Origin of the sequence: Sorangium sp. So ce887 (assembly GCF_051521455.1) — a bacterium.
GTDB lineage: Bacteria > Myxococcota_A > Polyangia > Polyangiales > Polyangiaceae > Sorangium.
Genome location: NZ_CP150354.1, coordinates 10,839,400 through 10,866,044, shown reverse-complemented (window position 1 = coordinate 10,866,044; position 26,645 = coordinate 10,839,400). Strand labels below are relative to the sequence as shown.

Here is a 26,645-nt window from a genome sequence, read left to right as displayed (position 1 = left end):
GCCGGCGCGCGGCGGCGCGCCACTCGCCACTCGCCACTCACCACTCGACGTCGACGTCAGAGCAACCGGCAGGCCAGTCCATGAAAGGCCGGCGATCGGGGCAATCTGGGGCGCGGTGTCACGCGGCCATGACACCGCGCTGGCACGCGGCCATGACACCGCGCGGTCGCGCTGGTACACCGCCGTGACAGCGCCCGCTCAGCAGCTCAGCTCAGCTCCCCATGGTCCTTCAGCGGCGGCGGGCGTGAGCGCGACGCGGCGGGTCGTGCGATCGAAGAGCGGCGCGCCGAGATCGGGCAGGCTCGCGCGGGCGGGGGACCTCGGTCGAGCGAGCATCGTTCGGCTCTGCCGAACAATACTATGCCGAAAGTTTCGATTCACAGGACGCGAAATGGCCTTCATGCTGAGCGTGTCACGACGGGGGAGCGCCGGGCAGCGGCGCGGCGGTCCTTCATTGTGTCTTGCTTGATCTGGAGGGTGTGATGAAGCTCGAAAGACTCTTCAACGTGGTGGTCCTCGGTGGGGCGTCGCTCGGCCTCGGGGCGTGTGGGCAGCAGGCCGGCGGTGGGAGCGGCGGCGACGGCGGCGGCGGCGCGCCGGGGGCGGTGAGCGGGACAGGCGGCCATGGCGGCGAGGACACGGCGGGCGGCTCGGGAGCCCAGGGCGGCGGCGGCGCGGGGGCGACGGCGGGCAGCGGCGGCCATGGCGGCGAGGACGCGGCGGGTGGCTCGGGAGCCCAAGGCGGCGGCGGCGCGGGGGCGACGGCGGGCAGCGGCGGCGGCGCGACGAGCGGGACGGGGGGCGGCGGGGGCGGCCCGCAATGCACCGTCCTCGAATTTCCCGGCGAGCCGAGGGATCCTTGCGGCTGCCCGTGCTGCTGGATGAACGGCTGCAACAACGACGAGCCTTGCTGCGCGGGGTTCTGCGCCTCCGGGAACGACGGAGTGGGGTGCTGCGGTGGCTGACGTGGATCGCGCGGCGGTGCGCGCCTCGGCGGCGCGGGTCTGGCGGCGGAGGGCGCGCGCCGAGCTCGAGGCCGCCTCGCGCTTCTCGCGGCTCGGGGACGAGCTCGCGGCCGTGGGCGCCGTGCGCCCGGTCGTCGCGATGGCGCGCGACGCGGCCTCCGACGAGCGGCGCCATGCAGAGCAATGCGCGGCGCTCGTGCGCGAGCTCGGCGGCGAGCCGTGTGCGCTCGGCCCGGCGCCTCCGGCGCGAGAGCTCGGGCCGCGCGGGCTCGGGGCTCGGGAGCGTGTCCTTTACGAGGTCGTCGCGATGTCGTGTATCACCGAGACGCTCAGCGCGGCGCTGCTCGGCGAGCTCGTCTCGCGGGCGGCCGATCCCGTCGTGCGGGAGAACATGAATCGCATCCTGCGTGACGAGATCGACCACGCGCGCCTCGGCTGGGCGCACCTCGCGGCCGAGCGGGAGCGCGGCGTCGGGGACGTGATCGGCGCGTATCTCCCGGCGATGCTCGCGGGCACCGTCGCCGCGGAGGTGCTCTTTTCGGCGGAGGCCGAGGATCCGGCGCAAGATGCGCTGTCGGGCCTCGGCGCGCTTGGACGCGGCGAGAGCAGGCGAATCTTCAGCGAGACGATGCGGCTCGTGGTTCTTCCTGGGCTACGGCGATTCGGCGTGGATACGGCGCGCGGGGAGGCGTGGCTCGCGGAGCATGAGGCCCGCCTTGGACCCACCGTGTGATCGGCGCGCAAGCGCGCTTGGGATCCCTGGGCGGCCCGCTCTTCGGATCGCGGGACTGGAGGGCGGCGCCTCTGGCACCAGCGGAGGCCGGCGCCGTCGCTCGGCTTGACGGGCGCGCCGCGACCAGCGATCCTCGCAGACATGCGATTCGCCGCGTTCGGGTTGATCCTGCTGCTCGCGGGCAACGCGCAGGCCGAGCCGATGGCGCCGGCCGCCCCCATCGACGCCACCCGGCGCGACGTCGGCACCGGTCTCACGGTGGGTGGGCTGGCCGTGGGTGCCGCGGGAGCAGGCCTGTACTTCCTCACCCGGCCGAGCGACGACGATCTCTGCGATTGCTCGTCTCGCGCGTGGGTCTTTCCCACCGTGCTCATGAGCCTCGGAGGCGCCATGGCCGCCACGGGCGTACCGCTCTGGATCACGGGTCAGATCAACATCGATCGCGCAAAGGCGCAGGCTCAGCTCCAGATCGGCCCGCTCGGCGGTGGCGTTCGGCTGCTGTTCTGACGGTCCCATCCTCGGCGCCGCGGAGCTCGCGTTGCGCTGTCCTCTCGCTTGTTCGTGGCGCGGTGACTCGGGATTGCAGCCCACCCTGCTCTCGGTCAATCCGTCCAGTGATGGGTCTCGTCGGGTGCCTCGGCGGCGGATCTTCGGCGAGCAGGGACGAATGCCCACGATGACGGTACGAATCGGAGACGTCGACCCGCGAGCGCATTTCGAGCTTCCGCCCGCCACGTCCTTCCAGGCATCCTGCGCGCCATGAGCGACCGGCAGAAGCCCTTGCTGATGCCGCGGCCGGATCTCGGCCTGCGCGCTCTCCTCCCGTTATGGCGCGAGGCGTCTCACCGCGCGACGCGGTGGAGCGACGCCGTCGCGGGCGCCGCGGCCCTCGGCCCCTCGTTCGCGCTGGCCCTGCTCGCCGCGCACCACGCCGGGCTGCCCCCTGCGGCCGCGCTGACCTGCGCCGTCGTCGGCAGCGCCGTGGTCGCGCTCCTCGGCGGCACGAGGCTCGGCCTCGCCGGGCCGGGCCTCGCGATGGGCTTCGCGCTCGCCGACATCGCCCGCGACTACGGGCCGGCCACCCTCGCGTTCGCGGGCGCGATTTGCGGCCTCTTGCAGCTCCTCCTCGGCATGCTCGGGGTCGGCCGCTTCGCTCGCCTCGTGCCCCTGGGCGTCGTGCACGGCTTCGTGCTGGGCCTCGGCGCGCTGCTCGTCCTCCAGAGCCTGCCCGACGCGCTCGGCCTCGCGACGCCCACCGACCTCGACCCGCTGCGCGTGCTCGACCACATCGGCGCGCACCTCGGCGGCGCGCGCGCTCCGGCGCTCGCGATGGCCGTGTTCGCGGGCGCGGCCACGTGGCTGGGGGCCCGCTACGCGCGGCGCGCCCCTGTCGCGCTGCTCGCGATCGCGGCGTGCGCCGGGCTCACACACCTGACGAAGCTGGATCTCCCCACGCTGTCCGATATGGCCTTCGCGCTGCCGCTCGGTCCGTGGCCCAGCGAGCCCGCGCACGCCATGGCGCAGTTCGGTCGGGCCGCGCTCGTCCTCTTCGCGCTCGCCTCGATGGAGACGCTGCTCTCGGCGAGCGCCGAAGAGGAGCGCGTGCCCGGCGCCCGGCCTGACTTCGATCAGGAGATGATCGGCTACGGGCTCGCGAACATCCTCCTGTCGCTGCTCGGCAGCGTCCCGGCGGCCGGGTCGATCGCGCGCTCGTCCGTGATGCGCGCCGCGGGCGGCCTTCACCGTGCCGCGGCGCTCTTTCATGCCCTCTTCGGCGCGGCGCTCGCCGCGGTCGTCCTGGTGGTCGATCGCCTCGTGCCGCTCGCCGCGCTGGCCGGCGTCGTCATCGCGATCGCCGTGCCGCTGCTCGATCTTCGGCCGCTCGTCGCCGTCTATCGCATCTCGCGCTCCGCGGCGGTGGTGCTCGTGGCGACCGCGCTCGTGATGCTCTTCGGCGGCCTCCTGCGCGGGATCGAGGTCGGGCTCCTGGCGACGCTGGCGCTGGCTTTATGGCGCATCGCTCGTTTCCGCGCCGCGGTTCACCAGGGCAGCGCGGGCGCTCCGCACCAGGTCAACTTCAGCGGCCCCATCACGTTCCTCGTGGTGCTCGAGCTCGAAACGACGCGCCGGCACCTCGCCACGCTCGACCCGACCGCGGGCGTGATCCTCGATATTCGCGGGGTGCACGTGATGGACCTGACCGGCTGCGAGCGCTTCCTCTCGCTCGTGGCCGACCTGGTCCTTCGCGGCGTTCGCGTCGTCGTGCTCGGCGCCTCCCCGGCCTGCCGCGACAAGCTGCTCGCGGCCGATCGCGGGGATCTCCTCGCCGGACGCCTGGCCGTCACGGACCGCGATGTCGATGCGGTCCTCGGGCAAGCGCGCGCGTTCGGGATGCGCGCGCAGGTGGTCGCGAACCTCGAGCGGTTCCGGATCGAGGTGCGCGAGCATTACACGCCGCTCTTCGACCAGCTCGCTGACGGGCAGCACCCGCACACGCTCTTCGTGACGTGCGTCGACAGCAGGATCACGCCTTCGATGCTCACGGGCACGCACCCGGGCGAGCTATTCATCGTGCGTGCCCTCGGCGCGATGGTGTCGCCCCCGAGCGAGTCGACGCGGCCGGGTGAGGGAGCGGCTGTCGAGTATGCGGTCGGCGTGCTGGGCGTGCGCAATATCGTGATCTGCGGGCACTCGTCGTGTGGCGCCGTCAAGGCCGCGAAGAGCGGGCAGGTGCCTGACGAGCTGCCGACGCTCAAGCGCTGGCTCGCGGAGGTCCCGGCGGCGTCGGGCGATCTGTCGGGGCACGCCGACTTGGACGACGCGGCGCGCGCCGTGACCGTGCGCCAGCTCGATAATCTCCGGCAGTTTCCGCTGGTGCGCGAGCGGCTCGCGAGCGGTGAAATCGAGCTTCACGCCTGGTTTTATGACGTCGGTCAGGCCGAGCTCTTCGAATGGGACGAGGCCAAGGGGGCGTTCGCCGTGATGGCGGGTCGTCGGGAGTCGTTCCACTAGATTTTCCGGCGCCTGAAGCGGCTCACGCCGGCATGGCATTGGCCCCGAGCAAGCTCTGGTCGCGTGCCCGCGCCGGACCGGGCCGACCGCCCGGCGGCGCGCCCATTGACCAGGGCCCCCGCCGGTGCGAGCTACCCGGCATGAAGGCACCAACGTACGAGCTGTATTACTGGCCGGGTATTCAGGGTCGAGGCGAGTTCGTGCGCCTCGCGCTCGAGGACGCCGGCGCCCCCTATGCCGACGTCGCCCGTCTGCCCGCGGCGAAGCACGGCGGCGTCGCCGCCATGCAGAAGCTCATGAAGAGCCACGCCCTCGCGCTCGAGCCCTTCGCGCCGCCGTTCCTCCGCGCAGGGGACCTCGTGATCGCGCAGGTGGCCAACATCCTCTTCTACCTCGGCCCGCGCCTCGGCCTCGCGCCCGACGACGAGGCGAGCAGGCTCGGCGCCCATCAGATCCAGCTCACCATCGCCGATCTGGTCGCCGAGGTGCACGACACCCATCACCCCATCTCCGTCGATCTCTATTACGAGGACCAGAAGCCCGAGGCCCTCCGCCGAACCGAGGCGTTCCTCGCCGAGCGCATGCCCAAGTTCCTCGGCTATTTCGAGCGCGTCCTCGACCGCCACGGCGGCCGTCACCTCGTGGGAGGCGCGATGTCCTACGTCGATCTCTCGATGTTCCAGATCATCGAGGGCCTCCGCTACGCGTTCCCGCGCGCCATGGCCGCCTTCGCGCCCAGGATCCCCACGCTCGTCGCGCTGCACGACCGCGTGGCCGAGCGCCCGCGGATCGCGGGCTACCTGGCCTCGGACCGGCGGATCCCGTTCAACGAAGACGGCATCTTCCGGCGCTATCCGGAGCTCGATCTTGATTGACGCCGGCCAGGCTACTTATCGAGCGTCAACAGCCCGAGCTTGTAGGGCAAGCGGCCGTATTCCCCACCAACGCTCGGATCTCTCCCCTGGTAGAGGAACCGCAGGTCGCACGGATCGAGGGTCATTTTCTCGTCGTGCCCGGAGCGGACCAGCTCGCCGTGGCTGATGTCGTCGGTCCAGTCGCCGCCTTCGAACGTCACGTTGGCCGGGCCGGCGAAGGGATTCGTCTTTGTATCCGCCAAGGGGGCCCAGGGGCCATCGAGGCTCTCGGAGGTCCACGACCTGAAGAAGCGAGGGCTGTTGTCGAACGCCTCCACCAGGAGCAGGTACTTGTTCGATCCGTCCACTTTGTAGACGTTGCTGGCTTCGAACAAGAGCCCCGAGCTGGGAGCCGTCATGACGACCTCATAGCCATCGAAGTTCGGGAAGTCGTCGATGCTGACCTTGGAGCGGTAGAGCTTCCCGTCGTCCCGCGAGAAGAAGAGGTGGCAGTTGTCGTCGTCGCAGATGACCCAGAAATCCAGCGCGCCGAGGGTGTTCCCCATCTGGCCTGGCTCGCCTCGGAGCAGCGTTTGGGGACGACTCCAACCGTTCATGTTGTTGATGTCGTCGTTGGTCGAGTACCGGCCGTTCCACTGGTAGATGAGGTACCACTTGTTGTGCGGCTGGAAATAGAAGACCTGGGGGGCGACCGTGCTGCCGGTGGGCCAGCCCGCCATGTAGTGCTGCTCGGCGGCGTTCGCCTGAGGGAAGTCCGTGAAGTTCAGGTACACCGACTGCCACCCGCCGTTGCCCGAAGTGGTGTCGAATACGGTGGCAAACACGTGGTACTTGTCGTCGAAGAACACGACCGTCGGGTCCTTGACGGAGGCGAAGGTGCGGCCAGCAGGCGGCTTGGGGCCGATCACCGGCTGCCCCGCCTTCCACTTGTACGTGGTGGGCAAGTCGCATTTCACCGTCGGGCCGCCTCCGCCACCACCACTACCGGCCGCCGGAGAGCCCCCGCTCCCGGTCGCCGTCATGTCGCCGCCCGTGCCCGTCGCGCTTCCCGTGCTCGTCCCGGGGATCGACCCGCCTGTGCCCGCTCCCCCTGAGCCCGACGTGACGCCTGCGCCCGACGTGACGCCTGCGCTCGTCGTGACGCCGGCGCCACCCGTCCCAGGGGGCTCCTGCCCGTCCGACGTGTCGCCGGCGCAACCGGCGAGCGCGGCGAGCACACAACCGAGGGCCGAGAATCGAAGCATGGTACGGGACGGAGTCAGCGGTCGGCGGGGCAAATCGAGGGGATTGATCATGCTAATCTCCAGAGGAATGCCCAATCGGGCCAGCGAGCTCCTGAGAGCCCGACCGTCAAGGTGAACGCGCATGAGGACGAAGGCCCGGTGCAGAGGCCGGCCTGTCCAGAGCAAGGCGGAAGAATACCCGGAACCCGGAGTGTGAACGTTCACACGGCCGGCGTCAATCAGAAAAGCGGCGCGCGGCTATCCTCGATCCCGAGCGGTGCGCAGCGACGGCCAGCTCCGCGGCGGCTTGAACAGGTACGTCGGCGCGGGCCCGTCCACGATGTGCTCGACCTCGTCCAGGCGGCTGCCAGGGAGCAGCACCCCTCCCAGCGACTCCCGCACGAGCGGTATCCGCGCCGGATCGAAGCCCATCCCCTGCGACGCGATCCCGTCGACCACGCTCGGGTCGAACCCGCCGATCAGGAGCCCTGAGCGCACCGGCGTCGCGCCGAGCGGCCCCTCGCCCTCGCCGGCGACGATGCCGTCCACGATCGTCAGATACCGCCGCTGCGGCTCGCCGCGCAGCGCGCCGCCGCGGTCCGCGAAGAACAGGATGCGGTTGAGATCCAGGATGGTCCGCCAGAGCGTGTTGTTCCCCTCCCAGCTCCCATCGATGACCTTCGGCGGCGCCCCGAGCCGCGGCGCGCGCGCGACGAGCGAGTGATCGCCCGGGAGCGGGAACCGGCTGAGCTTGTTCTCCACCGCCTCGCCCACGCCCTGCGGCCGATCGAACTCGTCGCCGCCCACCGACGGATCGCCCTCGGTGAAGTGCGGGAGCCAGTACTTCTCGTTGGTCAACCCGATCACGCTCTTCAGCGAGAGCGTGACCCCGGTCTTCTTGTGCGTCTTCAGCTTGGGAAGGTTGATGACGACATCCGCGTCGAGCAGCGTCTGGGGAATGCTGTACTCGTGTCGCTGCTCGGTATGGTGCGGCACCGGCGTCGTGTAATGGCTCCGATGGAACCGCAGCGCGCCGGGGCGCGGGGCGCCCGCGCCGGCGAAGAAGCTGTCGCGGCCGAGATCGACCACCCGGTAGCCCCGGGGGTCGCCGGGCAGGCGGCGCCGGAGCAGCAGCCCGAGGTTCCACGAGCGGCCGAGGCGGCGCGCGTCGTCCAGCGCGAACACCGGCGCGACCCGGAAATACCGCAGGTCGATGAAATCGATGTCATGGCCCTGGGCCTTCAGGTGATCGATGACCTCGAAGATGCCGAGTGGGCCGGCCACCTTCTCGATCTCGCACCCCTCGACCGGCGAGTCGACAACGCGCACCCGCCCGCGCGGACCGGCGGCGCGGAGCGCATAGTCGAGCACCGGCCGGAGGAGCGAGCCGTGCGTGCTGGAGGCGGCGAGCCGCTCGCCCGTGATCTTCTGGTGCAGGTTCTTCGACGAGACGAGGTTCGGCTTGATGAGGACGCGGTCGCCCGGCGCAATCAGGTCGCCGAGCGGGTTCCACGCCGGCGTGCCGGCGCGCGCCGCGTCGAGGCCGAGCCGGCGGAAGAGCGCCTCGACCGCCTCGTAGACCGGGCCCGGCGGGCCGTACGGCGCGCGATCGGCGTAGCCGAGGCCCGGCCTCGATACGGTCACCACGCGGTTCATCGTCGGTGCCATCGGGAGCGCCCCGCTCAACCGCCCGCGCCGCTCTGGCCGGACGACAGGATCTCCACCGGCGCGGCGCGCTGGAAGTCGACGTTCAGGCGCGAGACGCTCGCGAGGTGCTTGCCCGTGCGGACGAGCGCGATGTCGTCCGCGAACTCGACCTCGATGCGCATCCGCTCGCCGAGATAACGGCGGAACATGGCGAGCACCTCGTCCAGCACCTGCGGCGAGTACCGCCCGCCCTTGACGACGCGGAACGTGATGGCGTCGCGCTCCTCCTGCACCACCTGGAAGCGCTTGATCGCGTAATCGAACTCCTTCAGGTAATGCGCGAAGAACGTGCCGGGGAGATACCGCCCGTCCGTCCCGCGGATGATGGACTGGACCCGCCCCTCGATGCGGCCCACGCGCGGCGCCCCGCGGCCGCACGGGCACGGCACGGCCGGGTCCATCGCCTCGGCGAGATCGCCGATGCGATAGCGGACGAAAGGCATGCAGAAGTTGTTGAGGTCGGTGATCACCACCTCTCCGATCTCCCCGGGCTCCGCGGGGCGCCCGTCGCGGAGGATCTCGACGAGGTACCCCTCGGCCACCACGTGGTGGCCCTCGTGCGCGTCGCACTCGTACGCGATGCCCGAGAACTCGCGGCTGCCGTACTTGTCGAAGACCTTGCAGCCGAACGCCTCCTCGATGAGCCGGCGGCTCGGCAGCGGCAGCGTCTGCGCGCTCGACATGATCGCGCGCGGCCGGGCCGCGACCTTGCCGGTGCTCTTCACGTAATGCGCCAGGAAATCGAGCGCCTCGGCATAGCCGTCCATGAGCACCGGCTGCACGCCGGCGATCCGCTCGATCATCTTGCCCAGGTTGTCGTCGGACAGCTCGAAGATCGGGATGAACGTCCGGTTCGACAGGATGGCGTCCGCGCGCTCGCGGGCCGCCTGCCACCGGGTCATCCCGATCGTCTGGTGCCACAGCCGCACCGTCGGGTCGCCGAAGCGGTAGCCCGTCCACTCCTGCGCCCGGAGCGTCGCCGCCCAGCGGAACTCGAGCTGCGCCCGGTCGGCGTAGCAGACGAAGGGCTCGCCGGTGGAGCCGCTCGTCGTGATCTTGAGGACCTGCGACTTGTCGTGGTTCTCCGACATGATATCGAAATAGAGGTGCCGCCGGATATCGGCCTTGGTGAGGAACGGCAGCTTGTGCAGGTCCTCCTGGCCGCGGATGTCCTCGGGCCGGAGCTTGAGCTCCTGCATGCGGGCGCGGTAGTAGGGCACGTTGCGGTAGCAGTGGCGGAGCAGCCGCCGCAGCTTCTCGTCCTGGAGCTCGCGGGTCTGCGCCGGCGTGAGCCACTGCGTCTTGCGGAGCGTATCGTAGTAGTGCTCGACGTCGCGCGTGATCATCCAGTGGGTGTGGTTGAACGCGCCGAGATACGCGCGCCACTTCGTCGTGGTGAGCGGATCGCGCTCCGGCGAGCGGTCGACCACCGGGTGGCGGCGGAGGTACTGCGTGGCCACGTCCGCCGGGATCCGGTCCACGCGGTACTCCCAGGCCGCCTTGCCGAGGTCGTAGAACGACTTGACCACGGCGCTGGCCGCCTGCTGGTCGAGGAAGGAGACGCCCTGACGGCGCTGCTCGAAGAGCGTCTCGACCTCCTTGTACGAGTAGCCCTTGGCGTGGGCGGCGACCAGGATGAACGACTGCCAGTAAAAATAGCTGCCCTTGTACGTCAGCAGATCCTGGAACACCTCGCGCGCGCACATCACGAAGCCGCTCTTGTTGTCGTGGAGCGACATCCCGAAGGTGGTGTTCAGCAGCGTGTTGAACCCGCGGCTCAGGTGGTAGCGGCGGTCCATGCGCCGCCCGACGGCGCTCCTCCAGCCCTGGACGACATCGACGCTGTGCTCGTAGAGCTCGCGCCGGAGGCGCAGGAGGTCCTCGGGCTGGTACTGGAGATCGGCGTCGATGATGGCGACGAGCTTGCCGCGCGCGGAGGCCGCGCCGGTGCGCCACGCCGCGGTGATGCCGCGGTTCTGCGGGTGGAAGCACCCCACCACGAGCCCGGGGTGCGCGGCCATGAGCGCGCGGATCGTCGCCTCTGTGCCGTCGGTCGAGCCGTCGTCGACGAGCAGGAGCTCCCCCGTGAGGCCCCCCTCGCGGAAGACGCCGAGGACGCGCTCGGTGAGCTCGGGGATGTTCAGCTCCTCGTTCAGACAGGGCACGATGACGGAGAGCTCGATCGGGGTCTCCGGAGGAAGCTCAGATCGGGTGTCGGACATGGGGTGTTCGCCTATCTTGCCTGGAAGGGGAGCCCGCAGCAGGGCGACGGGCGCTCGGGGCAGCCCGGATGCACGGCGGGCGTCACGGGGGGACGCAGCGGAAGCACGCGCGGATCGGCAGCGCGCCGTGGGGCGCCGCGCGGCGCTCGGTCACGCGGAAGTGGCGCGCGAGGAGGCGGCCGAACTCGTCCGGAGTCCACTTGTGCAGGTGGTACACGTCGCCGCCCCACTGGATGCGGTCGCGCAGGAGGTAGCCGACGGGCGTGCGGCGGACGATGCCCTTCAGCCGCGCGATGAGCGGGTCGTTCGGCACCGTGATCGCGGCCACCCCGCCGGGGCGCAGGAGGCGGGCGATCTCCGCGAGGACGGCGGCGGGATCGACCGTGTGCTCCAGGACCTCGGTGCAGATGATGCGGTCGAAGCTCGCGGCGGGCAGGTCGAGCGCTTCGACCTCGCCCTTGAGGAAGCGGGCGTCGTAGCCAGCGAGGTTCTTGCGGGCGGTGTCGAGGAAGACGTCGGAGACGTCGATCGCCGTGATGCGCGACCGCGGGAACATCCGCAGCACGTGCCCGCCGCCCGAGCCGACCTCGGCGAGATCGAGGCCTGTGCAGTCGCCGAGCATGTCGCGGATGATGGCGAGCCGCTCGCGCTCGATGAGCCGGATCGGCAGCGGGGCGCGCTCGTAGTAGTCGTCGATCGGGTGCTCCCGGGCGAGGCGGTCGTTCAGCGCCTCCACATCGATGTCGCCGGCGGCGTTCGGCATGGCGGCCCTCATAGCACGGGGTCGCCCGAGCCTCACCCGCGCCGCGCGCGGCCGGCCTGAGCAGGGAACACGGCCCCGCGATCCGCCAGGATCTCGGCCGCTCTAGAAGCCGCAGGTCGTGAGGCGGTCTTCGCCGACTGCGAGGGTGACCTCCCAGCCCTCGCCGTTCGACCATCCGTTGGCGTAGCTCTCGCCGTTGCCCTCGGTGTGAAAGTTGTCCTCGGTGTGAAAGGGCATCACGGCGATGCGGAGATCCCCCATGTACCACTCGGCGCACCAGGAGTACGGGCTCTCGTCGCAGCTCGCGGCGTAGTTGTTCGAGTACGACCCCGTGTCCGGGCCAACCCAGGGACCGTCGAGCACGCGCCAGTACTTGGCCCAGCTGCCCGACGGTATGCCGCCGCCGCCGATGTCCGTCCGCGTGATGTAGTTCTCGACGTAGTAGGCGGCGTTCTCGGCGCACAGGGCGCTTGTGCCTTCGTTCGTGGCGATCTGGAACAGGATATGATGGCTCGAGCTCACGGCGCCGAGGCTCGAGAACCAGTCGTGGATCGATGTCGTGCTCACGTCGTCCGCCGGCGTGTCGACGAACGAGAAGACCGAGACGCCGCCCCCTGTTCCGCAGTCCGCCGGCGACACGTACAGCGGGAACGAGAGCCGGCTGCTCCCGCCGAGGTTATCGGAGACCGTCACCTGGACGGCGACGACGCCTGCGCCCGCCGGGGTGAACGTCGCGGTGCTGCCGCTGCCCGCGAGCTCGCCCGCGTCGCTGAGGAGCTCCCACGCAACCGTCACCGCGTCGCCGTCGGCATCCGACGCGGTGACGGCGATCGTGGCGGTCTCGCACTCGGTGATGTACTTGCTCGGGGTGATGTCGATGCCCTCGATCGTCGGCGGGTCGTTCAGGGCGACGATGACGTCGAGCCCGCCGTTGGGCTCCCCGGCGCACTGCGATACGAGCACGATCTCGGACGTCGCCTCGGGGTAGACGTTGGCCGTCGCCTCGGCGGGCGCGCATTCCAGCGAAGGACCGGAGCTGCTCATCGGGGTTGCACAGACGCGGTAGGCGCCGGGCGGCACCACGAACATGCCGTCGGCCGCCGCGTGGACCCGGGTTCGAGGAGGGAGCACGCGGTCGGGGAGCGCCTCCTCTTCCAGCGCGCTCGTGGTCTCGGCGATGGCCGGATCACCGCAGGTGCCGTCCACGGCAACGAGCTTGTAGTGAACCGCGACGACGTCGTGACGCAAGCCTCCGACCGTGAGCGCCGCATGGATGGCCCCCGTCTCCCCGGCGCTCGTCGCCGTGACGTCCTCCGTGCTCGTGTCGCACGCCGGCGCCGCGGTGACGAGCGCGATGACCATCGTTCTGCTCGCGCGAGAGTGGAATAAGCTTCGCATGGTGGTTTTTCTCCCTGGATGATGCTGGGCAACATCATGGCGGGCGCGGCGGTCTCTGCTGATAGCGGATGACCCGGGCGGCCCTATCGCCCCTTGCGCGCCGGGCTCCGCCTGGAGCATCGCGCATGCCGCGCAAGGGCCGACAGGAGGCGTCGGAAATTTGCGGTTCGCCGGCGCCGGAGGCGCTCTGTCGCGCCAGGACGTTTGCGGGTAGTTGCGGCATCCCGCAACCGTTCGCGGGCTCCGGCAGCGGCTTGCGCAGCTCCCGGCTGAGCCCGGTCACCACGCGTTGCGGCAACAGGGAGGGGGGTTTGCGGTCAGGGCTCGACGCGACACCCGACGCTGCACCCGTCGCCCCCTGCCGTGTTGCCGTCGTCGCACGACTCGAGCCCTCCGACGTTGCCGTCGCCGCACACGATCGCGGGATCGATCAGGGTGCGGCGCAGCTTCAGGTCCTCCCGGAGCGCGCTCGCGTGCTCGGTGAACTCGCGCTGATCGTCCCGGGTCGCCTCGCCGGCGCTGGCCGCGCCGATCAGCTGCGCCGCCCGATCGATGGCCGCGAGCGCGGCGGGCTCGTCCCACGCCGCGCTCGCGATGCGGGCGAGCTCGGCGCGGAATCGCTCGTCGAGCGCCGGTATCTCGCGGATCCGGCGCGGGAGCACGGCGACGGACGCCGTCTCGGTGTCGAAGCGCGGGTCGTCCAGGATGCGATCCATGCCATGGGGCATGAACACGAAGCGCCCATCGGCCGGGTTCTTGTAAATGTAATAGTTGTTCGCCCGGTACGCGTAGCCGTCCCAGTGGCCGAGGAGCGCCTCGAGGGCGAAGCTCGTGATGAACCGATCCAGGTCGAGGTGCTCGCTCAGCCTCGCCTCGAGCTGCTCGTCCGGCGTGTCGCGGATGGTGTCGGCGAGCGCGCGGATCGCCGCCGCGCCCTTGTCTTCCCCGCCGTCGAGCTCGGCGGCGTCGAGATCGTCGACAAAGTCGCCGCAGCACGGCCCCTCGTAGAGCGCGCCCTCGTCGTTCACCTCGCCGAAATGGCGCCTCAGGAACCGCTTGTCGAGGGCCTCGGTGACGACGTAGATGCCCTTGTCGACGCCGTTCAGGCTCACCACCGCGTGCGCGGTGCGCGCGGCCGGCACCCCGGCGCGGTCGTGCAGATCCCCGCCGATCTGCTCGCGCAGAAAGGCCGAGTCCTGCTTGGCGTTGTTCAGCAAGAGCTTCTTGAGCCCGTCGAGCTCCGTCTCTTCATCGAACTCGTCGATCTTGATGCTGAAGCTCGGCTTGTCCTCGAGCTCCACGAGCTTGTTGCCCTTCTGCCGGATGCCGACGCCGCGGACGACCTCGCCGTCGTAGCTCAGCGTGCACGGGACGCGAGCATCGAGGTCCGTGGCGAGCTGGTCCAGGTGGGCCCCGTAGACGGTGATCGCGATCGTGTGCAGCTTCGTCCGATCGAAGACCGCCTCCCCGGTCGCCTTGTCGACCGGGCAGCCGGTCTGGCTCGCCACGACGAGGAGGAGGGAGAGGGCGGCGGTGGGAGCGCGCCCCGATCTCAGGGTTCCCGGTTTGGTGTGAAGCATCCCTCGTGATACCGCGTTCCCTCGGCCTCCGCCCGCCTGGACGCGCGCGCCCGCCTCACGGCGCGTCGGCGCCAGCCCCGCGGCCGGGGAGGGGGCGCGCTTGCTTGATGTAGAGCGTCGGCGGCTCGCCCGGGTTCGCGTCGTCATCGAACTTGAAGTCCACTTCCAGCGCGTACCAGCCGGTGTTCCCCGCCGCGGGCCCGTAAGCGGGAGAGAGCCGGGTATGGATGGCGTCGAGCGCCACGCCGAGCTGATGAATCTGCGCCGCCGTGAGGACCGTCTGGCCTTCCGGCATGAGGCTCGACCGGCTCAGGTATGTGACGGGCTGGTTCGGCTGGCTGAAGAAGTAGAGGAACGCCTCGTTCGTCACGCCGGGGGGCGGGGCCACAACCTCCACGTCGCCGCCCGTCTGCACGTTGACGTAGAAGGCGGGCTGGACTCCCGTCGTGTCGAACGGGTTGTTGGTCGCGGCGACGCCGTTCGCCTCCTCGTCCGGGAAGTTGTGGTGCACGAGCAAGGCCATCGCGACGGTCTTGTGATCGATGCCGTAATAGGTGCGCTCATCGAAGGTGCGGAGCTGCCAGGAGCTGGCGTAGGTCTTGCGGATGGCGTCGAGCACGTCCTCCCAGTCGGTCGGATCGCCGGTCTTCGAGTCGTAGCAGCCGGCGCACGGGAACCCGTCGAGATCCTCGCTGTTCGTGCTGCTGCGGAAGCGCATCTTGTGCCCGGGGTACTCCGCCTCGATCTTCGCCTTGAGGAGCTCTTGGAACTCGGCGTCGACGGGCGCGCTCTTCATGGCGTCGCGGAGCGCCTTCAGCTGCTCGTCGCGGGTCGCGGCGTCGGTGTTGAACTTCGGGTCGGCGAGCAGCGCGTCGATCTGGTCGTAGAACCCGTTCTGCTTCATGAACAGGTCGTAGTAGTAGACCGGGATCGCGAAGGCCTTCTGGATCGGGACCTCGGGGATCCTCGCCAGGATCGAGTAGTGGGCCGCCTTGCCGCCGAAGGCGAGGACGGCCTTCTTGATCGCGTCCCGGAGCGGCTCGCCGTCCGGCGGATCGGGGGTCACCTCCTCGATGTCGCGCAGATCCGTGACCGTCAGATCCAGATCGGGGAGCGTGATGGGCTCGGGCCTGTGCGCCTCCCAGAACGCCTCGGCCTCCGCCTCGGTGACCTCGCGGACGCTCCAGGACGACGGCCCCGCGGTGAGCTCGACCAGCTTGCCCTTCAGCGCGAGCAGCTCCGGGTGGCTCATCGCGTTGCGCAGCCCCATGTTGGGCGTGCGCCGGTTCTGGGAGAGCACGTTGACGTGCGAGAGCGGCGTCTGGAACTCCTCCGTGATGATCCCCTGGACGACCGAGATGTCGTTGGGCACCCCGTCGAGGACGGCGATATCCTGATGGGACAGGTACTCCGAGTCGAGATCCGCCGCCTTCGCGAAGTGTAGACGACCCACCGCCGTGCCCAGCGAGAGCGGCTGGTAGTCGATCCCGGCGTAGAGATCGCCGGTGCTGACCACGGGGATGTCCGAGGGGAGCTTCCGCGCCTCGGCCGCCACGGCCTCCGACGTGGGGTGGAAGGCGAGCTTCGATCCGAAGAACGAGGCCCCCTGCACCGCCCTGAACAGGGTGGTGATCATGTCCGCAGACGCGGTGTCGTAGGGGGAGAGCTCGAGCGCCCACACGCCGGGGCCCGCGTAATGCGTCACCGCGCCGAGGACGAAGCGGCGGTCCGGCGTGAAGTACTCGGTCGTGTTGAACTCGAAGAGGGGAGGGACGTAGGGCAGCTCGCCGCCGGAGAGGTGCGACGAGATGAAGGCGTAGTGGACCTCGTAGAGCACGCTGTTCTGGAAATACAGCGCGTTCTGATCGGCCATATCCAGCACCACCTTGACCGACCGCGCGCCGGGCAAGCTGGCGTCGACGGGCGTCGACGCCAGCGCCTCGAAGTCCGTGGCGCACCCCACGCGCTTCAGGAACTCCGTCGACCCGTCGTCGCTCTTGCGTTCGCAGACCTCCCCGGTCGCGCCGACATCGTCGGACGAGCCGCCGCACGCGCCCGGCAGCACCGCGGCGAGCAGGGCGAGCGCGAGGATCGACGAGATGCGATTGCCTTGAACCATGAATCCTCCTGAGACAAGTAAGGTGACCGAGGGGCGGCGCGCGCCGGTAGGCTTGCGTCAGGGCGTCAGGGCGAAGCAGTAGATCCCGCCGTAACCGCCGCCGGATCCGACGCTCGTCGAGCCCTGCGCCGGTCCCCCTGCGTCCACGAGGTTGACGCCCGGGGTGCACCCCGCCGCGTCGTGGGCCGACATCCAGTGGGCCATGTTGAACCCGCCGCCCGGGCCGCCGGGCCCGCCGCCGCCGAAGTCCCTCGGCCACGAGTGTCCGAGGCGCGGCTTCGAGTTCCTGTCCGCCGCCGCGCTCGTCCAGTCGCTGCACGTGGCCGTCGGGCCAAAGAGCCGCCCCTCCTCGTCGCTCCCCGTCATGGTGTCGTGGTTGTCCACCTCGGGCTGGCTCGGATCGGGCTGGTGGTTGGGGACGCCGTCCTCGTTCGGCAGATCGTCGGCGAGCCCGTCGTCGGCCCCGGTGGGGCGCTCGCCGAGCAGCTCCTCTTTGTTGCTGGCGATCAACCGTCCGAGCCGGTCGTACCAGGGCCCCTCGCCGATCCGGTCGATCGCGTCGACCTGGTTGCCGTCCTCCCCTGCCGCGGCGCTCAGGAACGCGCGCCACGTCTTGCCCCCCGCGCCTGGAAGGCTCTTCTCGGCGATCGTCGCGCAGATCTTGTCCGCGCCGCGGAGACCGGCGCCCGGGCCCGTCTCCCCGAAGCGGAGATCGCCCCCGAAGCCGTCCTGGGAGCCCGACAGCTCCCGCATGGCGACGATGCTTGTCACGAAGAAGCTGAATTTCTCGGTCGTCCCGCCGCCGGTCGTCGCGGTGGTGGTGCCGCCGCCGGTGGTCGCCGTGGTGCTGCCGCCGGTGGTCGCCCCGCCGCCGGTCGTCGCGGTGGTGGTGCCGCCGCCGGTGGTCGCCGTGGTGCTGCCGCCGGTGGCCCCGGAGCCGCCGCCGGAGCTCGACGACGTGCTGGTCGTTCCGTCGCTCGAAGCGTCCGTGTCCCCGCCGGAGCAGCCGAGCACGTGCGGGAGCAGCGCCAGGGTGAGAGGGAGCAACACGAGAGGATAAGCGCGTGTCATGGTCTCGTTTCCTTGTCTTGGTAAGCTGGACTGTCGGTCGCGCCGTGATCGGCGAGGCTCATTGGCAGGTGAGATCGCTCTGGCAGGTCTGGCCGTCGGGGCACTGCGAGCTGTCGTTGCACGAGGTGAGCCCCGTGACCTCCACCGGCCGCTCGAGCTGCGATGAGATGACCAGATCGACCCGGCCGGGCGAGATCGTCGTGGAGCCCACGGACTCGCGCGTGGCGATGATCGACGGGAAGCCCGCCACGCCGAGGTCGAGGAGCTGCGTGACGAGCGACGCCGGCAGATCGAGCGAGCCGGTGTCCTCGGCGGTGCACTCGATCTTCCCCTTCGTGCCCCCGTGATGGCTGATATCGAGCGTCACGCGGACCGTGGAGATGCCGGCCTGCCCCGGCGGCGCCCACGCGAGCTGCACGGCCGCGTCGGGCTCGATGCGGATCGTGTCGTTCAGGAGCTCGAGGGGGCTCACGCCCCTGGCCTCCACCGCGAAGGCGTTGAAATAATCGCCGCTCGCCTCGAAGCGGACCGTCTGTCCCTCGCCGGCGGGCGGATAGCCGAGCTTCGTGCCGGCGGGCGGCTGGTAGTTGTTCGCCACGGGCTTCATGACGAAGGCCGCCTCGCCCGACTCGAGGTTCAGGCCGGTCACCGTCACGTCTCCGGCGCTGTGCGCGGCCGGGTAGGCCTGGCACGTGTCGTCCTCCACGCAGACGGCGCTGCCCCCGCAGGGCTCGTTGCAGAACGGGACGCGCGGCGTGAGGAGCCGGCAGCTCCCCTCCTCGGTCGCGAGCTCCCAGACGACCTGAGAGGGCGTGGGCCCGTCGTAGATCTTCCCGAGCACCGACGTGCTGCCGGGCGTCTCCGGCGCGTCGCCTGGCAACAAGCGCACCTGGAAGGCGCCGACGAGGCGCGTGGGGTCGCCGGTCGCTCCGTCCGGCCCCGCGGATCCATCGGGGCCCCCAGCGTCCGGCGGGTTTTCGGTGCCCGTCGTCGAGGTCGAGCAGCCGAGAGACAGCAGGCTCAGGAGCCCGACGAGGACGCCGGCGCACGCTTCGCATCGGGAGGGGAATTTTACAATCCTGCGGACTTTTCGCGACATTTTGATGGCCTGGTGGCGATGTCGCAGGATCGGGGGTCAATCTTTTTTGCGGACGTCGCGCCGGCGCTCACTTGCCGCCGAGCTCGGACAGGCGTGCGCGCAGCCGCGGCGCGTGGACGCTCTCGCCGTGCCGGGCGAGGAAGTCGGCGATGGCCGCGCGCTCGTCGGCCGTCCGCCCGAGCCGGCGCAGGCAATTCACCCGCCCGACCCGGGCCTCCGCCGCGAGGGGGCCGCCGGGGCCGGCGAGGTAGCGTTCGAAGTGGCCGAGCGCCTCGGCCGCCTTGCCCTGGTGGAGCGCGAGCTGGCCGAGCGACACGAGCGCCGCCCGCGCCTCGGGGCTGGACGGGTGCTGCGCGAGCAGGGCGCGGTACGCGGCGCTCGCCTCGGCGTTCTTCCCCTCCCCGAGCCGGGCCTGCGCGCGCAGGAGCAGCGCCTGGGGCCCCTCCGCGCGCGGCCTGGGCGGCTGCGGGGCGCGATCCCGGGCCTCGTCCGCGCCGGTGGCCGCGGGCTCGTTGGCCACCGCGGCCGCGCCCGGCGGCGGCTCGCTCGGGGCCTCGGCCGCGCCGGCGCCCGGCGAGGGCTCTCCCGGCGGCGCGGGCGCGGGGGAGCCCTCCGGGGCGCGCGGTGCGCCGTTCGGATCGAGCGCCTCGCTCCCGCCCGGCGCGGGCGGCGGGGGCGCCTGCGCGGGCCCGTCGACAAGCTCCGCCGCGAGCGCGACAAGGAGGGTCGCCGCGACGGCCACGCCCGCGATCGTCCCCGCGAGCCCTCGCCGCAGCGTCGGTCGCGGCCTCGCCGTGCTCCGGGGCGCGGGCTCCACGTGGGCGCGCGCGAGCACCCGCTCCAGCAGGGCGGCGTCGCTGAGCTCGCGGCCGTCGCCGCGTTCGTCGCCGAGCTTGCCGATCGCAGCCCAGAGCCGCGCCTCGCCGCGGAGCTCGGGGTCCTCCTGCTCGGCGAGGCGGAGGAGCTCCGCGTCCTCCGGGCGGATCGGCTTGCCTCGCGCCTCGGCGGCGAAGATGGCGGGCAGGCGGTCCAGATCGATCTCGGGCTTCTGGGTCCCTGTCATGATGCTCTCTTCCGGCCGACGGCGATGTCCTGGCGCACCTGCTTGCGGAGCGCGCCGATCCCGAGGCGCAGCCTGCTCTTCACCGTGTCGGGGCTGACCTCGGTCATTCCGGCGATCTCCTCGATCGAGTAATCGAGCGCATGGTGCAGGAGGATCACGTCGCGCTGCGCCTCCGGCAGCTCGTCGAGGTACGCGCGCGCCTCGCGCGGGAGGGCCTCGAACGGGGGTTGGTGCGGCGCCTGGGCGACCTCCTCGTCGATCGCGCTCTCCGGCGCGACAGGGGCGCCATCCCGGCGCTGCTGCTTGACGTAGCGAAGGATCGTCCGGACGGCGATGCGCCTGGCCCAGGCCTCGACGGTGGCCTCGCCGCGGTAGGTCGAGGCGCTCTCCAGGATCGCGAGCAGGGCGAGCTGCGCGGCGTCGTCGGCGTCGGCCGAGCTGCGGAGGAACGCCCGCGCGATCCGGCGGACCCGCGGGATCACGCGCGCCATGAGCCAGGCCTGCGCCTGCGGATCGCCCGCGCCGGCGTGGCGCATCCGGTCGAGGTCGAGCGGCTCGGGCACGGCGGGTGACGGGCTGCGAGGGGGGCGGGTCATGGAGCTGGCCAGTCGCGGCTCGGGAAACGGTCCGAGGCTCGCGCGAAGAGCTCGTGTGTGCTCAGCGTCCATCGCCGCGATCTGGTGGGGCGCCCGGGCCGAACCGGGTCAAACTTCTTTCCCTGTCGCGTCACGTGGCGCGGGCGATCATCGCCTGACCACGCCCTCGGCCGCCGGCGGGGCGAGGCCGAGCTCCAGGCCGAGGCCGGTGAGGAACCGCACCGGGTCGGGCTGGAGCGCGAGGTCCGGGTGCACGGAGGCGTCAGGCCGCGTCAGGAGGAAGTCCACGCCCAGCATCGCCTTGAGGCGAAGCCACCCGGTGAGCGGATACCCGAGCTCCGCGACCGGCGCGACGCTGAAGAGCACATCGGTCCGGGGCTCCGGCGGAGGCAGCTGCTGCGGAGCCACATGCGGCCACTGCCAGGGGGGGAAGCCCGGCAGCGGCCCCTGGCCCCGCCGCGGCGGCGGCGGCGGCGGCGGCCGGGCGGGCAGCGTCCGGGTCGGCGGCGCCGCGGTGGGCTGCGCGGAGGGCTTGGGGATGCGCTCGACGACATCGACGCTGGCGCGCGCTCCGAGCTGCAGGTCGAAGCCGAGCGGGAGCCTGAGCCGGAGCTGACCCGTGGCGATCACGGGGTGACGCACGAGCTCGAACGCCGCCCGCTCGTCGCCGAGGGTCGCCGGAGGGATCAGGTCGTAGCCCAGGCCGATCACGGCCTGATCCACCGGCGCCCAGGAGGCGCGGAGCGCGGCGGCGCTCTGCCAGGGCGCCTCGCCGCTGAAGCTCGCGCCGGTGTAGCCGACCTGCACGGCCAGCGCGGGCAGCCGGGGCGCTTCGGGCGGGGCGCCCGGCCGGGCCGCGGGCGCCTGCGGGCGCGGCGCTGTGTCTGCGGGCGCTGCAAGGGGCGCCGCGGGCGCAGGGGCGGCGGCGGGCTCGGGCGGAGCCGCCGGCGTCGCTGCGGCCGCTGCGACGCCCACCTCGACCTCGGTCAGGCCGGCGATGCGCCCCTCGCGGAGCTCCTCGGCGACCGCGCCGGCGATGCTGGCGAGCGACTCGAGGGCCGTCGCTGTCTGCCCGGGCGGGACCGGGATGCGGCGGCCGTAGACCTGATCGCCGCCGCGCTCGACCACGTACAGGGCGAGCTCGCCGCTCGATCCGGCGTCGATCCAGAGCACGCCCCGCGCGTCCCATGCGTCGGCGAGGGCGCGGGCGTCGGGGAGGAGCGTTTGCAGCGTGGACCTCGGCGCGCCGGGACGGATGACCTGGAGGCGGACGCCGAGGGGGCGGATACGGGCCGCGACGAGGGCAATGGCCCGCTGGTCGATGCTGCCGGCGCCGGGGAAGGCCGCGAGGACGAGCACCGGCCCGCGGCCGGCGCGGGGCTCCGCCGCCGCCGCAGGCAGCGCGAGGAGCGCGCATGCGACCGCGCTGGCGGCCGTTCGGGCAGCGCGGAGGGCGAGCGCGAGCGACGCAGCCGGCACGGGCTGCGGAAAATATCATCGTTCCCCCCGGGGCACCATCCCCCTGCCGGGCCGGCCCGAGCAGCGGAGTCGAGACGAGCACAGCAGGGCTGAGGCGCCGGGACAGCCGCCCTGGGGGCCTCAGCGCGTTCCGGCCGACCGAGGGTAGCTCCCGAGCACCTTCACCATCTCGCAGCGGGCGCGCAGCCGCTCGACCGCCTCGGCGACGCGCGGGTCGCTCCGGTGCCCCTCCAGGTCGACGAGAAAGACGTAGTCCCAGTGCTTTTGCCGGCTCGGACGAGACTCGATCCGGGTCAGGTTGATGGTCGCGTCGTCGAAGATGGCGAGCACCCGTCGGAGCGCGCCGGGCTCTTCCTGCACGGAGAAGACGACCGATGTCTTGTCCGCGCCGGTGGGCGGCGCGTCGACCGGGGCGATGACGATGAAGCGGGTCGCGTTCTCGGGGCGGTCGTGGATGCGCTCGCGGAGGAGCGGCAGCCCGTAGAGCTCGCCCGCGCCGCGGTTGCCGACGGCCGCTGCGGCCGGGTCGCCGACGGCCTCGTGCGCCGCCGCGGCGGCGGAGACGGTCTGGATGATCTGCGCGCCGGGGAGGTGCTTCGCGAGCCAGAGGCGGCACTGCGAGAGCGCGTGCGAGTGCCCGTGGACCCGGGTGACGCCGCTCAGCCCCTCCGCCTTGCTGAACAGGCAATACGCGACGTCGAGCACGAGCTCCTGCCGGATCTGGAGGTCGCTCTCGATCAGGGCGTCGGCGGTCAGGGTCACCGAGCCGTCCGTCGAGCTCTCGACGGGGACGACGCCGCAGGCCGCCTCGCCCGCGCGCACCGCGTCGAAGACGCCCTCGATGGTGCCCGTCTCCCGGTAGCGCGCCGCCAGCCCGAAGAGGTGGCGCGCGGCGACCTCGGCGAAGGCGCCCTCGGTCCCTGGAAAGGCCACCTTCATGGGCTCTTCGAGCGCCAGACAGGCGCTCATCACCTCCCGGAAGACGACCCGGATGGCGTCGCGCGGGAAGCGGCCTGCGCCCTTCGCCTGGAGGCGGTCGAGCACGCGCCGCTCGCGCTCTGGGTCGTGAAACTGCGTGGCGTTCGCTGCGCGCTTCGCGTGTGCGACCTCGACGGCCACCTCGGCCCGCTGGGCGAGGAGATCGAGGATCCGATCGTCGATGCTGTCGATGCGCACGCGAAGCTCGCCAAGGGTCGTCATGTACGGTTCACCTCTTACGGGGCCGGCGGCCATCAAAGCGCAGGGGAGGCCGCTGCGCAAGGCTCGCCTCGGCGCCGGGAACGCGCGCGACGGAGGCGCGTGTCGGCGGCGCGCGTCGGGGGCGAAGCGCGTCCGTGCGGGCTCGACGCGTCGAACGGGGAAGCGGAGGGAAGAAGAGAAGACCGCCGAGGATGTGAAGAGAGGAGAGCGCGATAGGGGCGGGCGCGGGAGCGATGGGGGCGGGCGCGGGAGCGATAGGGGCGGGCGCGGGAGCGATAGGGGGCGGGCGCGGGAGCGATGGGGGCGGGCGCGGGAGCGATGGGGGCGGGCGCGGGAGCGATAGGGGCGGGCGCGGGAGCGATAGGGGCGGGCGCGGGAGACGCTATACTTCCGGGGCGGCGAGGGACTCGGCGGCCTTGGCCTTTCGGCGGGAGCGCCGGTTCAGGGTCGTCCGGTGGCGCGATACGAACCTGGCCGCGATCTTGGGCTGATCGCGGAAGGCGTAGCGGCCGCCCTCGCGGATCTCCTTTGCGAGCTCGTCGGCGGCCCAGAAGCAGCGGTTGCGGAGCTCCAGCGCGTGCGCGGCGCTCGCGTCGGAGGCCTCGTTGGCGGCGGCGCCTTCGAGCGCATCGGCGAGCGCCTTGGCCCTGTCGAGGTCCTTCCTCGTGATATCGGTCACGCCGAGCGCGCCCTCGTGGTCGTCCCAGAAGTCGACGAGATCGCGGAGGTCCTGGATGATATCGGCCAGGCCGGAGCCCTCGGCGATGCGCGAGAGCTCGGCCTGGGCGGCGGCGTCGTTCCGGCAGCCCCAGCGGCCGCCGGCCACGAGCTTCGCGTCGAGCGCCTCGGCCTCGTCGCGGAGCCTCCGCTGCGCCGACGTGAGCTTCACGGCGCCGCGCGCCTTCTGCCAGACCTTCTCGAGCGCGCCGAGGCGTCGGGCGAAGCGCGCGAGGAGAGCCACCTTGTCGGCGGTGATCCCGATCTTCGAGAGGCGCGCGTCTTGCGCCTGCGCGAGGCGCGAAAGCGAGGTGAGCTCGCGCTCCGCGACGCTCACCGGCATGTCGGGACCCGTCGCGTAGATCGGGTCCAGCGCGAGGAGCGCCTCCTCGCTGGTGGGATCGTGGGCCGGAGAGGCCGGGCGTTTCGTCCTGGGGGCGGGCGTCTTCCTCGACGACTGGACCTTGGAGGACGTGGGCTTGGATGAGTTCTTCACGGTGCGTCTCTGGGGCATGAGCTCCCTCCTGGTTGAGCGTAACCGGGTGATGGTCGCGAATGGGGAGGCGATGTCAACAACGCTCCGCGTGGGCCAGGCGTCCGAATGCTGCTGCGACGATCGGCGTGCGCAGCTTCCAGGGTTCCAGGAAGAGGCGCCAGGTGCCCATAGAGGAGGGTGGCGCGCTTTCATTGCTTTCGCCAAATGCGCATTGACACGGTGCGTTCTGCCGTGGATACCTGTGCGCCAACCAACAGACATTGCGTCGGGGGATCTCGAATGCGACACGCGAGCTGGCTCGTTCGTCTCGTGGTGTTTTGTGCTGTGATGTTGCTGCTCGGGCGGGGGCACGAGGGCCTCGCGCTGGCCGGGCCTCCGGAGCCGCGGCTCTTGCCCCTGTCGCCGCCGGGCGGCGGGGTGGCGCTCTCGGCGATCCCTTTGCGGCTGCCGAGCGACGGTGTCGGGGGTCTGTTGCTGGGGCCTCGGTTCGATGCGCCGCTTGTCGAGGACGTGGGGGCGCCCCATGGCGAGATGGTGCTCCCCGACAAGGCGCGGGTGGTGGCGTTCGAGGGGGCTGTCCTGGAGATCCCCGAGGGGGCGGTGGACGAGCCGGTGCGGATCACGATCCGGCCGTTGCCCGAGGGCGAGGTGCGGCCGATGGGGCGCGCGATGGTCAACGTCACGCCCGGAGGGAGGGCCTATCGCTTCGGGCCGCACGGCCTCAGGTTCAAGAAGCCGGTGCGGCTGACGCTGCCTTATGACGAGCACGCCATTCCACCGGGGATGACGGCGCAGCACGTGACGGGCTTCTACTTCGATGAGTCGCTCGGCAGCTGGCAGGGCGTCGAGCGGGCCGGCGTGGCCGCGAAGGGCAAGCTGGCGAGCCTGACCGACCACTTCACCGATTTCATCGGTGCGACGCTGGCGATGCCCGACGCGCCGGGGGCGCGCTCGTTCGATCCGAGCAGCATCAAGGGGCTCGCGCTCGGCAGCCCGCTCGCCGGGGTGACGCTCATCGCGCCGCCGGAGGCGAGCTCGAGCGGCTCGGCGCACCTGAGCCACCCGATCGAGGTCCCGCCGGGGCGCAACGGGCTGCAGCCGGCGCTCGCCATTCGCTACGACAGCGAGCACCGCAACGGCTGGCTCGGCGTGGGCTGGGATCTGCGGCTGTCGCGGGTGGAGATCAACACGCGCTTCGGCGTGCCGACGTACGCGACGGGCGAGGAGCGGTATGCGCTCGACGGGAGCGAGCTCGTGCCGGCGGGCGGCGCGTCCGGCGAGCCGGGCGCCTACCGGCAGCGGGTGGAGGGGCGCTTCGCGCGGATCGTGCGCCACGGGACCGGGCCCGACAGCTACTTCTGGGAGGTCACGGACAAGAGCGGGACCACGTATGTTTACGGGCGCAGCGCGACCGCGCGGCTCGACGATCCGGACCCGGGCCGGCCGCGCAACGTGTTCCGCTGGTACCTGGAAGAGGTGCGCGACCCGTTCGGCAACCAGATGTTCTTCCATTACGCGCATCGGGTCGAGCCCGCGGGCCCGGCGCCGCACATCGAGGTGGAGCGACCATCGCGGGGCCCGCGACGGGGGCACCGGACTCTAAAGTAGACAGTCATCTCGCCGGGAAAGCGCCCAAGCAGGTGGCGCCGGGGACGCGGACGCTTGAAGGACAATACGTAAACGACCAAGGTCGAGTGGAACCCTGGAAAGCTCACTATGACGAATATGGACGAATGATTGGGCGGACCGACTACAACGCAGGCAACAAGGCGCAAGGGATTCCGGATACGCATCATCATGTATATGACTGGTCGAAGCCCGGTGCTGCCGGGCAAGAGGTCAAAAGTCATGTCCCTGGAGAGTATAAGGCACAATGACGAATGAATCGTTGACAACAACAAAGCCGCTTGCGTCGATGGGGTATGTGGTGCAGCTAGGGCTCGAGCGAGCATTTGGGGAGGGCGGATATTCAAATTTGATGTTGATGATTCGGTTGCGCGATCCGAAAAGCGACAAAGAGACCGATATTGTGTTTGATGGTGTTGCGCAGCTCAGGTTTAGAGGTGAATCGGTTGCGCTGACGGAATTGGTGCTGCTTATCGCCGAGGATATAAGCGGTCGCGGCTGGGAAGGTCTATCTTACAGGGTGACCGATGCAGAAGAGGAATTTGTCTGCTTCCTGTGCCGTAGCATCGAGGTTAAGGGTCAGGTTTCCTGAATATTGAGTTTACGCACGAGAATCGATGGTTTCGCGTGAGATGGTGGAGAGCGCGCCGCGTCAGCGCGGCGCGCATGCGCCCGTTGGCCCATGGATCGGCCTGGACGAT

Annotated in this window: 21 protein-coding genes; 7 read left to right on the top strand and 14 right to left on the bottom strand. The window is 71.0% G+C overall.

From position 1 onward, the window contains the following. Positions 1–482 precede the first annotated feature (482 nt). From WMF36_RS40670 to WMF36_RS40650, 5 genes are all read left to right on the top strand, one after another. On the top strand, positions 483–965 hold the full coding sequence (locus WMF36_RS40670; RefSeq protein WP_437576214.1) for a hypothetical protein: 483 nt from the start codon (positions 483–485) through the stop codon (positions 963–965). Next, positions 958–1,698, top strand: coding sequence for a ferritin-like domain-containing protein (locus WMF36_RS40665; RefSeq protein ID WP_437576213.1), 741 nt, complete (start codon positions 958–960; stop codon positions 1,696–1,698). Before WMF36_RS40670 ends, WMF36_RS40665 begins: the two co-directional genes overlap by 8 nt. 141 nt (positions 1,699–1,839) lie before the next feature. Beyond that, on the top strand, positions 1,840–2,205 hold the full coding sequence (locus WMF36_RS40660) for a hypothetical protein (RefSeq protein WP_437576212.1): 366 nt from the start codon (positions 1,840–1,842) through the stop codon (positions 2,203–2,205). Between the two features lie 252 nt (positions 2,206–2,457). After that, positions 2,458–4,710: a bifunctional SulP family inorganic anion transporter/carbonic anhydrase gene (locus WMF36_RS40655; RefSeq protein ID WP_437576211.1), complete on the top strand. Its 2,253-nt coding sequence runs from the start codon at positions 2,458–2,460 to the stop codon at positions 4,708–4,710. 140 nt (positions 4,711–4,850) lie between these two features. After that, complete coding sequence (locus WMF36_RS40650) at positions 4,851–5,585, top strand: glutathione S-transferase (protein ID WP_437576210.1); 735 nt, start codon at positions 4,851–4,853, stop codon at positions 5,583–5,585. Positions 5,586–5,596: 11 nt separating this feature from the next. Here the strand turns inward: WMF36_RS40650 and WMF36_RS40645 are convergent, their stop codons facing one another. The 14 genes from WMF36_RS40645 to WMF36_RS40580 all read right to left on the bottom strand — a co-directional run bounded on the left by WMF36_RS40645 (position 5,597) and on the right by WMF36_RS40580 (position 24,318). After that, the gene (locus tag WMF36_RS40645) at positions 5,597–6,829 is read right to left on the bottom strand and encodes a non-reducing end alpha-L-arabinofuranosidase family hydrolase (protein ID WP_437576209.1); all 1,233 of its coding nucleotides are present in this window, start codon (positions 6,827–6,829) and stop codon (positions 5,597–5,599) included. A 237-nt stretch (positions 6,830–7,066) separates the two neighbouring features. Next, positions 7,067–8,476 (bottom strand): DUF362 domain-containing protein, encoded by a 1,410-nt coding sequence (locus tag WMF36_RS40640; protein ID WP_437576208.1) that lies wholly within the window; start codon positions 8,474–8,476, stop codon positions 7,067–7,069. A gap of 14 nt (positions 8,477–8,490) precedes the next feature. After that, positions 8,491–10,737: a glycosyltransferase gene (locus WMF36_RS40635; RefSeq protein WP_437576207.1), complete on the bottom strand. Its 2,247-nt coding sequence runs from the start codon at positions 10,735–10,737 to the stop codon at positions 8,491–8,493. Between the two features lie 82 nt (positions 10,738–10,819). Then, entirely contained in the window at positions 10,820–11,500 is a 681-nt protein-coding gene (locus WMF36_RS40630) for a class I SAM-dependent methyltransferase (protein WP_437576206.1), read from the bottom strand. 102 nt (positions 11,501–11,602) lie between these two features. After that, entirely contained in the window at positions 11,603–12,862 is a 1,260-nt protein-coding gene (locus WMF36_RS40625) for an Ig-like domain-containing protein (protein ID WP_437576205.1), read from the bottom strand. 353 nt (positions 12,863–13,215) lie between these two features. Continuing rightward, positions 13,216–14,406 carry a CotH kinase family protein gene (locus WMF36_RS40620; RefSeq protein WP_437576204.1) on the bottom strand — a complete coding sequence of 397 codons (1,191 nt, stop codon included), beginning with the start codon at positions 14,404–14,406 and terminating at the stop codon, positions 13,216–13,218. Between the two features lie 127 nt (positions 14,407–14,533). Continuing rightward, positions 14,534–16,597: a PEP/pyruvate-binding domain-containing protein gene (locus WMF36_RS40615; protein ID WP_437576203.1), complete on the bottom strand. Its 2,064-nt coding sequence runs from the start codon at positions 16,595–16,597 to the stop codon at positions 14,534–14,536. A gap of 57 nt (positions 16,598–16,654) precedes the next feature. Then, the gene (locus tag WMF36_RS40610; protein WP_437576202.1) at positions 16,655–17,668 is read right to left on the bottom strand and encodes a hypothetical protein; all 1,014 of its coding nucleotides are present in this window, start codon (positions 17,666–17,668) and stop codon (positions 16,655–16,657) included. A 58-nt stretch (positions 17,669–17,726) separates the two neighbouring features. Beyond that, the gene (locus WMF36_RS40605) at positions 17,727–18,767 is read right to left on the bottom strand and encodes a hypothetical protein (RefSeq protein ID WP_437576201.1); all 1,041 of its coding nucleotides are present in this window, start codon (positions 18,765–18,767) and stop codon (positions 17,727–17,729) included. A 67-nt stretch (positions 18,768–18,834) separates the two neighbouring features. Beyond that, positions 18,835–19,830 carry a tetratricopeptide repeat protein gene (locus WMF36_RS40600; protein ID WP_437576200.1) on the bottom strand — a complete coding sequence of 332 codons (996 nt, stop codon included), beginning with the start codon at positions 19,828–19,830 and terminating at the stop codon, positions 18,835–18,837. Then, positions 19,827–20,426 (bottom strand): RNA polymerase sigma factor, encoded by a 600-nt coding sequence (locus tag WMF36_RS40595; protein WP_437576199.1) that lies wholly within the window; start codon positions 20,424–20,426, stop codon positions 19,827–19,829. Before WMF36_RS40595 ends, WMF36_RS40600 begins: the two co-directional genes overlap by 4 nt. Before the next feature lie 147 nt (positions 20,427–20,573). Continuing rightward, positions 20,574–21,905 (bottom strand): hypothetical protein, encoded by a 1,332-nt coding sequence (locus tag WMF36_RS40590; RefSeq protein WP_437576198.1) that lies wholly within the window; start codon positions 21,903–21,905, stop codon positions 20,574–20,576. Positions 21,906–22,025: 120 nt separating this feature from the next. After that, positions 22,026–23,105, bottom strand: a complete 1,080-nt coding sequence (gene pheA, locus WMF36_RS40585) for a prephenate dehydratase (protein ID WP_437576197.1) — start codon at positions 23,103–23,105, stop codon at positions 22,026–22,028. Positions 23,106–23,487: 382 nt separating this feature from the next. Beyond that, on the bottom strand, positions 23,488–24,318 hold the full coding sequence (locus WMF36_RS40580; RefSeq protein ID WP_437576196.1) for a hypothetical protein: 831 nt from the start codon (positions 24,316–24,318) through the stop codon (positions 23,488–23,490). Between the two features lie 327 nt (positions 24,319–24,645). Here WMF36_RS40580 and WMF36_RS40575 point away from each other — a divergent pair, with 327 nt between their 5' ends. Both WMF36_RS40575 and WMF36_RS40570 read left to right on the top strand, forming a co-directional pair. Then, positions 24,646–25,926 (top strand): SpvB/TcaC N-terminal domain-containing protein, encoded by a 1,281-nt coding sequence (locus WMF36_RS40575; protein ID WP_437576195.1) that lies wholly within the window; start codon positions 24,646–24,648, stop codon positions 25,924–25,926. A 265-nt stretch (positions 25,927–26,191) separates the two neighbouring features. Then, positions 26,192–26,536, top strand: coding sequence for a hypothetical protein (locus WMF36_RS40570; RefSeq protein WP_437576194.1), 345 nt, complete (start codon positions 26,192–26,194; stop codon positions 26,534–26,536). The last annotated feature ends 109 nt before the right edge of the window (positions 26,537–26,645 follow it).